The organism is Roseibium sp. HPY-6 (assembly GCF_040530035.1).
Classification (GTDB): Bacteria; Pseudomonadota; Alphaproteobacteria; order Rhizobiales; family Stappiaceae; genus Roseibium.
On the sequence record NZ_JBEWCD010000001.1, the window covers coordinates 912,761 to 928,054 of the forward strand.

Annotated in this window: 11 protein-coding genes; 4 read left to right on the plus strand and 7 right to left on the minus strand. The window is 56.6% G+C overall.

The window, feature by feature from the left end; translation table 11 throughout:
- Window positions 1-135: 135 nt before the first annotated feature.
- The 3 genes from ABVF61_RS04345 (at window position 136) to ABVF61_RS04355 (ending at window position 4,924) form a co-directional block, all read left to right on the plus strand.
- Window positions 136-2,124, plus strand: a complete 1,989-nt coding sequence (locus ABVF61_RS04345) for a PAS-domain containing protein (RefSeq protein ID WP_353992303.1) — start codon at window positions 136-138, stop codon at window positions 2,122-2,124.
- Window positions 2,124-2,579, plus strand: a complete 456-nt coding sequence (locus tag ABVF61_RS04350; RefSeq protein WP_353992304.1) for a response regulator — start codon at window positions 2,124-2,126, stop codon at window positions 2,577-2,579. Before ABVF61_RS04345 ends, ABVF61_RS04350 begins: the two co-directional genes overlap by 1 nt.
- 302 nt (window positions 2,580-2,881) lie before the next feature.
- A complete protein-coding gene (locus ABVF61_RS04355; RefSeq protein WP_353992305.1) occupies window positions 2,882-4,924 on the plus strand; it encodes a two-component system response regulator in 2,043 nt (680 codons plus the stop codon).
- Between the two features lie 73 nt (window positions 4,925-4,997).
- On the opposite strand, the gene ABVF61_RS04360 is transcribed toward ABVF61_RS04355, so the two are convergent.
- On the minus strand, window positions 4,998-5,693 hold the full coding sequence (locus ABVF61_RS04360) for a DUF2161 domain-containing phosphodiesterase (RefSeq protein ID WP_353992306.1): 696 nt from the start codon (window positions 5,691-5,693) through the stop codon (window positions 4,998-5,000).
- Between the two features lie 326 nt (window positions 5,694-6,019).
- Here ABVF61_RS04360 and ABVF61_RS04365 point away from each other — a divergent pair, with 326 nt between their 5' ends.
- A complete protein-coding gene (locus ABVF61_RS04365) occupies window positions 6,020-6,955 on the plus strand; it encodes a T6SS effector amidase Tae4 family protein (RefSeq protein WP_353992307.1) in 936 nt (311 codons plus the stop codon).
- A 65-nt stretch (window positions 6,956-7,020) separates the two neighbouring features.
- Here ABVF61_RS04365 and ABVF61_RS04370 read toward each other — a convergent pair whose 3' ends face one another.
- The 6 genes from ABVF61_RS04370 to ABVF61_RS04395 all read right to left on the minus strand — a co-directional run bounded on the left by ABVF61_RS04370 (window position 7,021) and on the right by ABVF61_RS04395 (window position 15,188).
- On the minus strand, window positions 7,021-8,592 hold the full coding sequence (locus ABVF61_RS04370) for a GMC family oxidoreductase (RefSeq protein ID WP_353992308.1): 1,572 nt from the start codon (window positions 8,590-8,592) through the stop codon (window positions 7,021-7,023).
- A 21-nt stretch (window positions 8,593-8,613) separates the two neighbouring features.
- Window positions 8,614-9,138 carry a Twin-arginine translocation pathway signal gene (locus ABVF61_RS04375; protein WP_353992309.1) on the minus strand — a complete coding sequence of 175 codons (525 nt, stop codon included), beginning with the start codon at window positions 9,136-9,138 and terminating at the stop codon, window positions 8,614-8,616.
- 21 nt (window positions 9,139-9,159) lie between these two features.
- Window positions 9,160-9,555 (minus strand): VOC family protein, encoded by a 396-nt coding sequence (locus tag ABVF61_RS04380; RefSeq protein WP_353992310.1) that lies wholly within the window; start codon window positions 9,553-9,555, stop codon window positions 9,160-9,162.
- Between the two features lie 68 nt (window positions 9,556-9,623).
- On the minus strand, window positions 9,624-9,959 hold the full coding sequence (locus ABVF61_RS04385) for a ribbon-helix-helix domain-containing protein (RefSeq protein WP_353992311.1): 336 nt from the start codon (window positions 9,957-9,959) through the stop codon (window positions 9,624-9,626).
- Between the two features lie 753 nt (window positions 9,960-10,712).
- Window positions 10,713-13,019 (minus strand): cytochrome P450/oxidoreductase, encoded by a 2,307-nt coding sequence (locus ABVF61_RS04390; protein WP_353992312.1) that lies wholly within the window; start codon window positions 13,017-13,019, stop codon window positions 10,713-10,715.
- A gap of 201 nt (window positions 13,020-13,220) precedes the next feature.
- Complete coding sequence (locus ABVF61_RS04395) at window positions 13,221-15,188, minus strand: AAA family ATPase (RefSeq protein ID WP_353992313.1); 1,968 nt, start codon at window positions 15,186-15,188, stop codon at window positions 13,221-13,223.
- Window positions 15,189-15,294 lie beyond the last annotated feature (106 nt).

Here is a 15,294-nt window from a genome sequence, read left to right on the forward strand (position 1 = left end):
AAAATGTGAATTCAAATTCTGCGAAAAATTTATAGTAAAAAAACAATAAACTCGGATATTGAACCAATTTAATAAATTTTAATACTTTTCTTTAGACATTAGGTGAGAAAATTGACAAGCAACCGGATGCGTTTCATGCATGAAGAAAGTGCGTTGGCCGAGCAGAACGGCATGTCGAACATCGAACCCACCGACACGCTTCTGGAGACGGTTCTCAGCCACGTCGATTTCGGCCTGGCGGTCTTCGATATCAACTTCAAGCTGATCACGGCAAACGAGTGTTACTTCTCCCTTTGTGAATACGACAAGGACACCATTGAACCAGGTGTTGCCTTACAGGAACTGATGACGCGGTCGTTGTCGCGCAAGGGCGAAGACCCTCACCAGATCGAAGCCACAATCGCCACGACATTGCTTCGATTGAAGGTCGGCGGCACGCACAAATTCGTGTTTCGCACCGTCAGCGGCAAAAATATTCTCATCACACGTACGCTGAACGCGCAGCAGCAGCTCATCGAAACCGTGCGCGAAGTGACGGGTCTGGACGGCGAAACGTCAAAATCCGACCAGCTGCGTCACGTCGCCGAAACGGCTCACGCGCGCATGATGCACGCGCTCAATGCGATGACCGATGGCTTCGCGCTTTACGATGCCGACGACCATCTGGTCTTTTATAATCAGAAGTTTATCGACCTGAACCGTCATTTGTCCGGCTTCATCCGTCCGGGGATGTCCTTTGAGGAAATGCTGCGCAGCGGTGTCGTCACCGGAGCCTACAACCAGCACGGAATGGATGACGAGGCTTACATTCACTGGCGTTTGCAACAGCACTTCAATCCCGGCGAACCGCACGAACACGAAACGGCCGACGGGCGCTGGATAAGAACAATCGACACGTCCGCTGATGACGGTGGAACGGTCTGTGTTCAGTCCGACATTACGAAGGCAAAAGAGCACGAGACCGAGATCGCCAGGATCAGCGGAGCGCTGGACAAGACAAGTGACCGTTTCAACGAAGCGCTCAACAACATGATCCAGGGATTGTGCATGTTCGACAACGAACAGAAGCTGATCCTGTGCAATCGACGTTACCTTGAAATGTACGGCTTTTCGGCAGAAGTGGTGAAGCCCGGCATTTTGATCGCCGACATCATGCGATACAGCATCTCGCTCGGAAACTATCGCGAGGAAGATGCCCAGGCTGCCCTAAAGGCACGCCACGATCCGTCGAGACTGAAAAAACGGACGACAATCAAGCAGCATCTTCGCGACGGACGCGTGATCGCCGTCATGAACGAGCCCATGGTTAATGGCGGTTCGATTGCGACGTATCAGGACATTACCGCAATGGAACGGCACGAGGCGCGCCTTGTCGCCTACACGAAGAAACTGGAAACTTCGAACAGGGAACTCCAGGACTTCGCCTATGTCGCCTCGCACGACTTGCAGGAGCCTCTGCGCAAGATCGAGGCGTTCGGAGACAGGCTCATCCGCAAATACGGTGACTTGCTCCCTGACGACGGCAAGATGTTTGTCGATCGCATGCAAAATGCCGGCAGCCGCATGCGCCAGCTCATAAACGACCTTTTGAGCTACTCGCGGATTACGACGAAGGCCAGACCTTTCGTCGCGATCAACATGAAGGAAACGATGGACGGAATCCTGTCCGACCTTCAGATCCGCATTCAGGAGCATGATGCAACCGTCGAGGTTGAAGACCTGCCGACAATCGACGCCGATCCGATTCAAATGCGCCAGCTGTTTCAAAACGTTCTCAGCAACGCGCTAAAATACAAGAAGCCGGACGTCAATCCCGTTGTGAAAATCAGCGCTGAAACGGTCGAAGGGACCGATGAATCAGGAGCGCCTCAAACTCATGCGCGCTTTGCGATCGCAGATAACGGAATTGGTTTCGACAACCAGTACAAAGACCAGATATTCAAGATTTTCCAGAGACTTCACGGACGTCTCGAATATGAGGGAACAGGTATCGGTCTGGCGACTTGCCGCAAAATCGTGGACCGCCACAGCGGATCTATCGACGCACACGGAGAACCGGATGTCGGAGCCACCTTTTTCATTGAGCTACCTTTGAGACAAAGCAATACAGAGGACCAGGACTAATGCAGACCTCCAGGCCTATTCGAATTCTTATCGCCGACGACGACGCTGACGATCGCATCCTGATTGCCGATGCCTTCGAAGAGGCACGGCTGAGCAATCCGGTCGACTTCGTGGAAGACGGTATCGAGTTGCTGGAATATCTACGGCATGAAGGAAAGTATTCGGACTTGCCGGCCGGAACTCATCCGGGCCTCATTCTGCTTGACCTGAACATGCCACGCATGGACGGTCGCACGGCTCTGGAGCAAATTCGCGCTGACGAAGAACTCCGACGCATTCCTATCGTCGTTCTGACAACGTCAAAATCCGAAGAAGACATCCTGAAAACCTACAATCTTGGTGTCAATTCATTCATAACCAAACCGGTCACATTCGAAGGCCTGTGCGAAATCGTGCAGATATTGAGCCGGTATTGGATCGAGATCGTTGTCCTACCGAATGAAGCGGAAGACTAGAAGCCTGTAATCATTGATTTTTATCGATATTCGATCGGCTTTTGTGTCCTGACAATCATCCGGCATCAGCGTTCGAGCGCAGGCCGGATGTTTTCGTATCAAATGCACCGGCAGTGCATCACGCACTAATCTTTAAGTAGTATCTTTCGTTCTTACGCGCACATACGGAGTATTACTCATACTCTCCGGTGACGATCATCAATAAAACCAAATTTTAACTATATAGATAAGTAAGAGATGTCATTAACGTCAAATAAGTTAGCCGGGTTTTATTCTGCACGTCGATGTCGTAGGAGGTAATATTGAGCGGCAAGGAAATAAACGTGCTCATCGTCGATGATGACGAGGACGATATCTACCTTATCGTCGACACGATCGGTGAAATCGCCGAATCTGAGTACGCTTTGCATGTGTCTCACTCCCCGGCAAAAGCAATCGATATCATCAAGTCCAATACGATCGACATCGTTCTGTGTGACTACCTCATGGGAGCGACCAGCGGACTTGATCTGATCAACTCCATGCGCGCCGAGAACATTGAGACGCCCGTTATCCTCCTGACCGGCATGGGCGGACGCCATCTGGACGATGCGGCACTTGCGGCTGGCGCTGCCGATTTCATCTCGAAGAACTCGCTCTCACCGGAGGTCATCGACCGCGCGGTGCGCTATGCGATCGCCAACGCGGAACGCCAATGCGTTCTTCAAACCGTTCTGACAAACGTCAATGCTGCCGTAGTGCTGATTGACAAGGACGGAGCCTTGAAACTTTGGAACCCGATGTACGCCGATCTGGTGGAATCTGAAATCGGGTGTACGGAGGAGGCCTCGCTAAAGGCGTTTTCATCGAGGATCCTCTCGGAAAATCGAATTTTCCCCATCGGCGACCGGATTTTGGAACGCAAGATCACCAATCTCTTGAACAACGAGATGGTGGTCATGCTGCAGGACGTGACCGAACACGTGGAAGCCTTGCGTGAACGCGAGCTCGCAAACAACCGCGCCGAGCATCTGGCGATGCACTGTTCCTTGACCAACCTGCCGAACCGGAATGCTTTCAATGACCGCCTCAATCAGGAAATTGCGCGCGCCAAGGACCAGAGTTCCGGGTTTTACCTGTTTCTGCTCGACCTGAACAAGTTCAAGGAAGTCAACGACTTTTACGGGCACCAGGTCGGAGACGCCCTCTTGTCGGAAGTCGGTCGGCGGATGGGTGCCTGCCTTAAGGAAGGCGACTATCTCGCGCGTCTTGGAGGTGATGAATTCGTCGCCATCCAACGCTGGGACGAAAAGCGGCATGCTTCACCGGAACTTGCACACAGGATCGTGGAAGTCGTCAACGGCTCCTATCCTCTTCTGGGAACCATTGTGAATGCTAGCATCAGTATCGGGATCGCAACCTACCCCGAGCACGGCAAGACCGCGGAAGAACTGATGTCGAACGCGGATCTGGCGATGTACAGGGCAAAGGAAAATCCCGTAAATCCGGTTTCATCCTTTGACGCTGACATGGACAAGGTGATCCGCGAAACCCGCAAACTTGCGCGCGATCTGAAAATGGCCGTTGAGCTGGCCGACCTCGATGTTCACTTTCAGCCGCAGGCCAATGTAAGCGACTCCTCAATTGTCGGTTTCGAGGCGCTCGCGCGCTGGAACCACGCCAAACTCGGCGCAATATCCCCCTCACGTTTCATTCCGATCGCGGAAGACACGGGGCTGATCCATAAGGTCGGCGAGCTTGTCTTGTTGAAGGCCTGCGAAATCGCCTCGACCTGGACGCGGCCACTCAAGGTCGCGGTGAACATCTCGCCCCTCCAGATCAGATACACCGATATCGATCAGATCGTGCACTCCGTTCTCCTGAAGACCCAGCTTCCGGCCTCACGCCTGGAACTGGAAGTGACGGAGAGCGTGCTCATCGACGATTTCGATCGGGCGCATCACATCTTGCGCAAACTCAAGAACCTGGGTGTTTCGATCGCCCTAGACGATTTCGGGACCGGTTTTGCGTCCTTGTCGACGCTGGTTTCCTTTCCGTTCGACAAGATCAAGATCGACCGCTCCTTCACCAGCAGCATCGACAAGAGTGCGAAGGCGGCAGAAGCGATGCGCGCCATGATCGGTCTCGGTCAGAACCTCAATCACCGCGTTATTGTCGAGGGTGTCGAAAAGCCGCTCCACGTCGACTTCCTTGCGAAGCTTAACTGCGACCTGATGCAGGGCTTTCTAATCGGCGCACCCACGCCTCACCACACATTCGACGATCTGACACAACCGGTCGGAACAAGCGGTGCGAGCGAAAGAAGAGCATCGCCGCGCAGAGCCAAGTTTTCGAACTGCGCATAAGATTTCCCGCCTCAGCCGGAGGCGGCCCGAGAACCTCCTCACGAACATCGCCAAACTGAGAACATGCCGGGCCTTAAAGGCTTTCCGCAGCCCCCTGCCCGCTACCCGCAGTTCGCTCGTTCAAGGACGCCTCACCTTTCGGGGTTAGTTTGTAAATCCCGCGTTCCACGCGCTCGAACCAACCATAGTGATCGTCCGCCATAATTCGGGTCGCGCGCTCGACATTAGTCGCCTTTGCAATGTCGGCACCACGGCTGGGCCCGTTCGTCTCAAGATAGGCAGCACATCTCAGCGCGTCCTGGCGATAAGCGGTCACCAGTCGCACCCGGGTCGAGCCACCGGTATTCGGGTCACCTACCCGGCGTGAAAACTCTCTGAGCAGCCGGTCCTTGCGTGGTTTGGATTTGCGGGGTGTGTAGGGCCCCGGATCAACATGCACCTCAACCAGGCCATCAGCAAGCCGGACCGTGATAAGGCCAAGTCCAAGACGCCGCGCCAGATTGATGTTGTTTCGCAGAGCATGTTGAAACCGCCGTCCCGTTCCCCGGGCAACGGCGATGTAAACCGTATCCGTCACGGACTGCCGCGTGATGGCCTGATGAAAGAGGCCGAGCGAGAAGCCGGTTTTCAGCTCGACAATGACCGGTTCCTCGTCTCCACGGCAGGCAACGATATCGGCAGCACCAACCTCCGCCTTTACGTCGTACCCTTGCCCAATGAGGAAGGTCTTTACCGGCAGATAGAGATCGGTTTCCAGGATTCGGCTCATGGACAAAGCCTATGACTGGAACCGGCGCCGGGCAATTCCGCAAACGCATGCGTTTCATTCACTCCCCAGGTCTCGGTCCACAACGCTGTGTCCTTTCCAGCGCGCAAAACCTGTCGCGTTTAGCCGTAACACTGCTTCAGCAAAGGACTCAAACAGAACAGCAAAAATGCCAATTGCGATCTTTAAGTCTTCGATATGATAGTGTTTCAATTTGACCTCCTTTACGGAAGTCACGATGTGAAAAACGTTAAACGGTGATCAAGATCACGACTTGCCACCCGGGCTTGAAATAATCGGGGCCGGTTTTGTGTTCAAGGGACGTAAAGATGCCACTCACCAATCCATTGTTTCGCGACAACGCACGAATAAGAGACGCCGCCGAAAATGCCCCGCCGATGCGCCGCGGGGAACGCAACGCAGAGGCGGTCCGGATTCTTCAAAATGCCCTGATTGCCGTAAATGCTTCAACGATGCGCCGGTCTATCCGTTCGGATGGAACACTCGACGGGGATTATGGCGGTGAGACAGTGGCAGGTGTTGCCAGGTTTCAGGCAATGGCCGGTCAGGCTGAAGACGGCGGGCGCGGCGACGGAATTGCGGGCCGCTTGACCTGGCAGGCGCTTGACGAGCGCGCACCGCATGAACCTGCACCGATCAGCATAACGCCCGCCCCGGTCGTGACACCGCATGCCGAAACGCCTCAGACGCTTGGGCCCGGCTCGGTCAGACTGCCGAGCGCCGCAGTACTCTTGCGTGAATACAGACGCTTTCGGGAAGTGAGTGGGCTGCCCTGTGGCCAGGGCATCACCAATCAATGTGCCATCCGCATGAGCGTTGCCCTGATGCGCAGCGATATTGGCTTTCATTTCGACCGCACACGTATCCGCTATACCCACACAGCCTCCAACCGCAGATGCGGCACCGGCGTTGCCCATAATGCCAGCGCTTCACGGCTGATCGCTTATCTGCAGGATTTCTGGCGCTTTCAGCGATATTCCAAGCGGGGCAGCAATTCCATGACGGCGGAACAGATCGAGCGCGCGCTGACGGACCGTCCCGGGATCATCTATTTTGAGGATTGTTTCGAGCGGGCTGACGGCTCCGCAGGCGACCATATCGATTTCTGGGATGGCTCCAGGGTCATGAACGACCGGCTGGACTACAACGGACCTGGTGAACGTGACGCGGGCGAAGGTCCGTCGAGCAGCCGCTGGTTTAGAAATATCCCGAGGGAATTGCTGTTTCTCGAGATCCCGAGATAAGAGCAAAGCGTGTCCATTCGGCTGGCGTGCCGGGAACGCGAATGGTCCCCGGCACATATCCGCGTTCAGAGCGTGCCCGCGCTCATCTCCCTGGCAATATGGTCCGCCTGCCGGATTGCGAGCGCCACGATCGTAAGCGTCGGATTTTCGGCCGCACCCGTCGTGAATTGCGATCCGTCGGAAATGAACAGGTTCGCAATGTCGTGGGTCTGGCCCCACTTGTTGACGACACCGTCCCTTGCGTTTTCTGACATGCGGTTGGTGCCGAGATTGTGCGTCGACGGATAGGGCGGTGTCGGGAATGTGCGCGTCGCCCCGACGGCATCATAGACCGCAGCGCCCTGCCTGTAGGCGTGATTGCGCATTGCGATGTCGTTCGGATGATCGCTGAAGTGGACATTCGCAACTGGCAGGCCCCACTGGTCCTTGACGTCATGGTTGAGTGTCACGCGGTTGGTTTCCTGTGGCATGTCCTCGCCGACCAGCCACATGCCGGCCATGTTCTCATACTGGTCGAGAGCCGAAGTGAACTCACGCCCCCAGGCGCCCGGGTCCAGGAACGCCGCCATGAACGGGATGCCGAGTGCCAGCGTTTCCATCTCGTAACCGCCGACAAAACCCCGGGACGGATCGTGACGCGATTCATCCTGGATGATCCCGGCCATTGTCGTTCCACGCCACATCTTGACCGGTTTGTCGAACACGGCATAGACGGACCCGGTCATGTGACGCATGTAGTTGCGTCCGACCTGCCCGGATGAGTTCGCCAGTCCGTCCGGAAACATCGCGGAAGCTGAATTCAGCAGCATTCGGGGCGACTCGAACGAATTGCCTGCAACACAAACGATGCGGGCTTTCTGCATTTGCAGGTTGCCGTCCTTGTCGAAGTATTCGACCCCGGTCACCTTACCGTCCTGGTTGTGAAGGATGCGGGCGACGTGGGCGTTTTCCCGCACCTCAAGATTGCCCGTCGCTTCACCGCGCGGAATGTCCGTATAGGCGGCAGACCACTTCGCGCCCCATTTGCATCCCTGGAAACAAAAGCCTGTTTGCTGACAAGGCACACGCTCATCAAAGTCCACCGCATTGATGGCCATGCGTCCGGTATGAACGTCCTTGTAGCCGAGCGCACGAGCGCCTTTTTCAAAAACAAGGTAGTTGTTGTTGCCTGGCAGTCCCGGACGTCCGTTCGTGCGTGTCACGCCCAGCTTGTCTTCCGCCTTGGCGTACCAGGGCTCCATTTCTTCCGCATTGATCGGCCAGTCGAGCAGGCTGGCGCCCTGCACGTCTCCATAGGTCGTGGCGGCCTTCCATTCATGCGGTTGAAAACGCAAGGACGCGCCCGCCCAGTGTGTCGTCGTGCCGCCAACGGCCTTGACGATCCAGGCCGGCAGGCCGGAAAAGTCCTTGGCAACACGCCAGTCGCCACTGGTCGTGCGTGGATCCACCCAGGCAAGCTGGCCAAAACTCTCCCATTCGTCATTGACATAATCGTCGGGCAGATAGCGGCCTCCCGCTTCCAGCGCGACAACGCTCACGCCCTTCTGCGCCAGCTCGTTTGCCAAAACACCACCACCGGCACCGGTACCGATGACAACGACAACGGTGTCGTCATTCTGATCAAAAGGTGCAGCCATAGTTCTGTCCTCCCCTATGGCTCAAAGCCAGTTAATGTCGTTGAAGCCACGGTCCACGTAACCGCCCTTGGAAAAGCTCTCGCCCTCGTACCCAAAGGCCGGCCAGACAGCTTTCTGATTGTAGAGACCTGTCACGAGCCCTCCGCGAACTTTCTGGAAAAACGGGCTTTCTTCCATGTTGCGCAGGATGTCCACCCGGTCGCGTTCCCAACCGGTATCAAGGTAACCGGCGTGACCCTTGCCGCGGGCAGCGGCATCAAGAGCCGCTATTCCGGCCTCGACTTCTTCTGCGAGATCGTCGTTGTCGTAGCCCTGTACAGCGATCACATAGAACTCGTCCGCGATACGGTCGTGGGGGTAGATGTCGCGCGCCATCTGCACGAGCGTTGCAAAGGTTTCCGGCTTTAAAGTGCTGACTTCCGTCGCCCAGGCCGCGTCCCTTGCTGCAATGAAACCCGATCCTATCGCGAACGATGCACCGACCGCGCTGGCTCGCAATAGCAATTGCCTGCGGCTGAGGCCCTTGGGCCCATCTGCCTTGGTCATTTCCTTTCCTCCCTGTTGTAGTTATTTGAAGCGGCCTCCCCGTTCGAGCACTTCGATCTGGTACCCGTCGGGGTCCGCGACAAAGAAAAACCGGGCCACCAGCTCGCCGGCCGGCGCAAACTCGACAAGTTTCCGGGGATTGAGACCTTCAGCCTCGAAACGCGCATGTTCGGCGTCAAGGTCAGCTACGGAGACAGCGAAGTGACCGTACCCGTTGCCGAGCTCATAGGGCTCGCCCTGCGACTTGTTTACTGTGAGTTCAAGCTCAAATTCGCTTTCCGGATTGCTCAGATAAATGAGGGCGAATTCCGGGAAATCCAGGCGATCCTTCACGGTCAGACCGAACGCCTTCTCGTAAAAGGCAAGGGACCGCTCCTCGTCCAGAACGCGGATCATGGAGTGTATTGCTTTGGCCAAAAGACCGTCCTCCCGCTGCTGTGACTACGCGGAAGGTTAGTGGGTGCAGTGCCGGTCGGGTGGTATACTTATACCACGGAGAGTTTTTTCTCCGGTGCGCCGCTTTCGAACTCGGACGGCATCATGTCCGGCACTTCCACACCCGGGTTCACTTCGATGAATTTCAGGCACGCGCATCGCAACAGCGACGTGAAGTTTGTCGGCTCACCACGCAGCTGCAAGACCTCTGAATGGAGCGTCGATATGAAGGTCGGGGTGGAAACGTTGTCGCGCCTTGCGATCTCGTCGATAATCTCCCAGAAGGCGTTTTCCAGCCGAATGCTCGTGCTCTGCCCGTTCAGGCGCATGCTTCGGGTTTGTGTGGCGTAACGCTCAGGATCCTGTCCTGCAAAGATCTGACACATATTGTTCCTCCCGGTGTCAGTTTGTTGGCTCGCAAAGCAAAAAGCTCTGCTGGCTTCCGTGTTTGCACACGGAGGCGATCATTATGATCCAGAGACCGGCTGAGCACCAGTCACCCCAACGCGAGCCGTCAGACCGTGCCCTGATGCAAAACGCCAAAGGACATATTCAGCGGACAAGGAATGGCATGCCCCCCCGATCAAGATGGGCTGAAATTGCTGCTTCCGGCCACCTCTGTCGTCATCAACTCACTGATTTGACCCGATTGATCCTCGGAGCTTCTTGCAACTCCTCCTCATCTTGAAGTGCGTAGCAAAGCGAAGTCTCGAAGGGTGGGCCCGCACACAGTGTATTGTATGCAGCCCATCCTTCGAGACAGGCCTGAGGCCTCCTCAGGATGAGGCTGAAGGTGGATGTTTCGGCGACACACTCAGTGCCGCCCCGGTCTTGAGCCGGGGCCGGATTCGAATGATTTTCTCGAGCCCAAGGGGGGAAGGGTCCCGGATCAAGTCCGGGACGGCGTTGTAGGAAATTCAGCCGACTTCGTCACCCCGGACGAAGCGCAGCGGAGATCCGGGGCCGGTGAGCCAAGGTCTACCCGCAGAGATATTTGAAACCCGCCGGACCTCACCCTCCCCTATCCCGGCTCGCGATTCGCTTGGCCGGGTTGACGACGACAATGGACGAAAGACCTCATCCTGAGGAAGCGCGCAGCGCTGTCTCGAAGGATGGCTTCTTGCTCCAACGCGTGTTGTCTAAAGCGCGAGCTTGAGCTTACCGCCACGCATGGAACGGGAGCAGCAGGACATCATCCGCCGGTTCCCAGCGCGCTCCGTGCGCGTCAGAACCATGTCGCGATGGTCGATTTCGCCTTCCAGAACCTCAACTTCGCAGCTGCCGCACAAACCTTCCCTGCAGTCGCAGGCCAGATCGATACCAGCCGACAAAAGCGTGTCGAGCAGTGTCTGGTCCGCTTCAACGGTCAATGTCAGTCCGGAATCCTTCAATTCAATCTCGAAGGCATTTTCCTTGTCTGGATCGAGGCCGGTGGCATTGGACGTGAAATGCTCAAAATGAAATGTGCCGTCAGGCATATCCGCCGTCCACTTTTCAACCGCGGAGATCAGCCGATCCGGGCCGCAAACGTAGATCTGCCCACCATCCGGGAGGCCCTCGACGATCGCCTTTATATCGGCGCGCTTGCCCTCATCACCTGCATGAAGCGTTAGGCAAGAACCATGGTCTTCTTCCAGGCGGTCAACGAATGCCATGCTCCCACGCGACCGTCCGCAGTAATGCACGTGATAGGTTTTGCCCAGCTGTTTCAATCGGTCCGCCATCGCGACAATCGGCGTTATGCCGATGCCACCGGCCAGCAGGACGACGTGGGATGCAGTTTCGTCAAGACGGAACAGGTTGCTTGGGCCACGCAGTCGTAGCTCCATCCCCTTCGCGAGCGCCTCGTGGAAGTGTCGCGAACCGCCGCGTCCGTTTTCCTCGCGCAGGATCGCAATATCGTACCCATTTGCGTCAGCCGGCCCGCACAATGAATATTTGCGGTCGTATCCGTCACTGCAGAGCTCGATATGAGCGCCCGCGCTCCAGCCTGGAAGGTCTCGGCCGACAGCATCCTCGACACTTACCCCAATAATGTTGTCCGCTTCGGAACGGATATCCACCACTCGAACCTTGCGCGCAATGTCCCGGCGAGACGGTGGACCGACTGGAAAGTGTTTCTGGGTGTTTGCGATCTGCGGGTCGTTCCGCTCCGGGTTGCCGGAGGGATCCCACTCGACCCAGACCTGCTCCGGTCCCCTGAACGATGTGGTCGGCAGATATGCGAATTCCTGCTCTGCGAGCTGCAGATGCGGCAGCCGCCGGGTGAATTCCTCCAGGAAGATTCGCATTTCCATGCGGCCGATATTCTTGCCCATGCATTGATGGCTGCCATAGCCGAATGTCAGGTGATCGACGGCATTGTCCCGGTAGATATCAAACCGGTCACCGTCTTCAAAGTGACGCTCGTCCCGATTGCCGGAAGCCTGCACGATCAGGAGTTTGGCCCCTACAGGCAGGTCGACGTCGCCGAGCCGGGCTGCGGCCGTCGTCTTCCGGCGCCAGGCAACGATCGATCCGGAAAATCGCAAGCATTCCTCAACGGCATTGGGTATCAGGCTCGGATCGGCGCAGATGTCCTCCCAGGCCTGCCGATGGGTCAAAAGCGTTTTGAACATGTTTGCCGAAGCCAGCGACGTCGTCTCATGCGCGGCCACGATGATCGCCATCATCATGGAATGCACATAGCTGTCCGTGACGACGTCCGGCATCTCCGCGTTTTTACGGATTGTCTCGTGCATCCACCCGGTGCCATCCGGTTCCAGCTTCATGCGCTCTATGATCTTGCCCGCATATTGCCAGAACTGGCCGACGGAATGGGCAACCGCGATCTGCTGTTCGTCGGTCGGCTTGCCCCAGGTGTTGACGGAGTGCGCAACCGAGAATTTTCGGAAAGTTTCGATCTCATCTTCCGGAACGCCCAGAAAATGCAGCGCGACATTCAGCGGGACCTCATAGAGGATGGCATCCACAAGCTCGACCCGGCCGCTATCGATAAACGCATCCATTTTCTCGCGCGTCAGCCGCCGCACCATCTCCTGCTTGGCTTCCAGATTTTCGGGTAGAAAGTGATCCATCAGGACGCGCCGGCGTTCCATATGCGCCGGTTCGTCTTCGTTCACCATGGTCCGGTTCAGCTGATAGCCATAGCTCTTCAGCACCTCCATCGCCTCTGGCGGCGCCGGCGTCATTTTCTCAAGGGCAATGGAGGGTGAATAGAGGATGTTGTCCCGAAAAACCGCCTTGATGTCGTCATACCGGCTGACCACCCAGTAGCCGAGCCTGGGACTGTAGAACACCGGCAACTGGTCCCGGGACCAGCGCAAAGCGTCGGCAGGATCAACCTGGTAAGGCCCGGAAAAGGCATCAAACTCGGCCGCCATGCGCGACAGCGGGCATTGTCCGCCATTTGCCGTGGCGCTGTCCGCGTTCCTGGAACCCGTCATGATCTCCCCTCATCAAACGCGCGCAGTTTGCAACACGGCGTCAAAATAGGAAAGAACGCTGATCGAGGTGGCCGGTAAGCTGTCTTCGCTGCTTGTGCGTGTACGCACAAACGAAGGAGTACCTGTCCAAGTCGCAATACCTGAAGAGTTGCAGGTATCAGGAGACCGGTGTTCGCAACACCCGGCCTCTACGCGTCCGCATCAAACAAATCCGATCGGCATGGACGACCCAGGCTTCATCTTTGCTTCCTTTGCCAGCGCTCGGGTGATGTCCTGCCGCGTCGCCTTCTTGTTGAAGCGGAGTTGCTTTCTCACCACCGAAAAGTCACCAGGGGTCAGATTTCGCATCTCGGCGAGCTCAGCCGGCGCATCCATGCCAAAATAAATTCGAAACGCATGCGCCAGACCGGCGCGGTCGAGCGGTTTCAGCTCCAGCTTGAAGTCAAACCGCCGCAAGGTCGCCGCGTCCAGCTTCGATGCATAGTTGGTCGCCGCCAGAACCGGTTGGTCGTGACGATCAAGCCATGACAACAGCTCGTTGACCTGCCCGGCTTCCCAGCTCGTGCTCGCGGAACCGCGATCGAACATCAGGCTGTCCGCTTCATCGAAGAACAGAACACCCTGTTCCTTGCGCGCATCTGCAAATGCTTCGGCAATGTTACGCTCTGTTCCCCCAACCCATTTCGAAAGCAAGTCAGACGCGCGCTTGGTAAGCAGCGGTTTGTCCAGGCGTGCGGCAAAATGGTGGGCAAACGCCGTCTTGCCTGTGCCCGGCGGACCGCTCAGCAAGAGTGAAACGTCGTTGTGGCCACATTCGGCAATGCCTTCCAAAACAGCTTTAAGAGAGGGTTCGGTGTTATAGAGCGCCAGGTCTATTTCCGTCGAAATCCGGTTCGGCATGTCACCACCACGAAGCGTTTTTACAAGCGCGAACGCGGCCTCTTCGACTGTTCCGCCGTTTCCGGCGAGTTTGGACGCCCTGGCCGCGTTGCGAAGAACTGTTGTCGTTTCGGGAGCACTTTCGACAAGGGTCGCAAGCGATCTGGAAAAGGCCACGCCTTCATCTTTGCAGATGCGCTCGGCAACACGTTGTCTGGTGCTGCGCGAGGGATAATCCAGTTTCAGCACGTAACTCATTCGGCGGATGATCGCGTCGTCCATGTTTCCGACGGCATTCGTTGTCCAGATAATCGGCACAGGATTGTTTTCCAGCACGCGATTGACGAACACTTTGCTGCCTTCCCGGCGTGTCATCCAGTCGCCTGAACTGCGCTGGCTGTTACCGATGAAGTCTTCCATTTCGTCAAACAGGACAACAGCGTCTTTCTTGTCCTTCAAGATACGTTGCGCAAGCATAAGGGCGCTGACACGATCGTACCGTGTCGGCTCTTCCCCGTCTTCGTCGATTTCGCCCACGGCATGCAGACGCAAGGCCGCCTCACGGCAGATGACACGCGAAAACTCGGTCTTACCCGTTCCAGGTGGACCGTAGATCAAGATGTTGACACCCTTTGACCGTTTCGAAACCGCTCCGGCAATCAGGCGCGTGATGAAAGCCCCATCCTGCACTTCTGCAAAGTCCTTCATCGAAAAAGCGGTCTCGTGGCGCGGTCCAACAAGCGCATCCACGAATTCCTCGCCCTGGCTCGGAGCACGGTCGAGCAGTGTTTCAAGCGTCCACTTCACGTCGACCGAAACGGACCCTCTGCGGTTCATCTGAAATCCGATCAGGCCCAGGCGGAATACCGGACTGCGCCGGACAAAGCGCAAGGCATCATGCGCGGAAACACCGCAGAGTTCTGCAAGCAAGACCGGAAGATCGACCCCTTTGCCGGTAATGACGTCGGTCAGGCTGCTCAGTTTCGGCAAGCGATCACAGCCGATGAGCAACGCCAGCAAAACCCTGTTTTCGGTGTCGAGTTCCAGGAGTTCCGACAGCATGTCCGAAATCTCCATCACGTAAGGCACCGGCGCTTCAGACAAGCGCCAGCGCCGGAACGCTTCCTGAAAGCTTTTCCAGTTGTTTGTCTCGTGTTTGCTAAGGCCCAGGTCGAGCCAGGCCAGATTATCCAGTGTCCAGTCTCTAAGCGCTTGCGCCAGAGGAGCATCGTCGGAAAGCCCGCGGCTCACGTGGAGCAGCATGGCCTTCACCAGCTGATATTCGTTCATGAGTGTCCCATGTCCCCATCCGGGTTCACATGGCGCACGTGATGGTGCTTACGAACCCGAAGTAAGTTTCTTGTGTTTGGGGTTTGCGCAGTCGGCGAATTTCCGA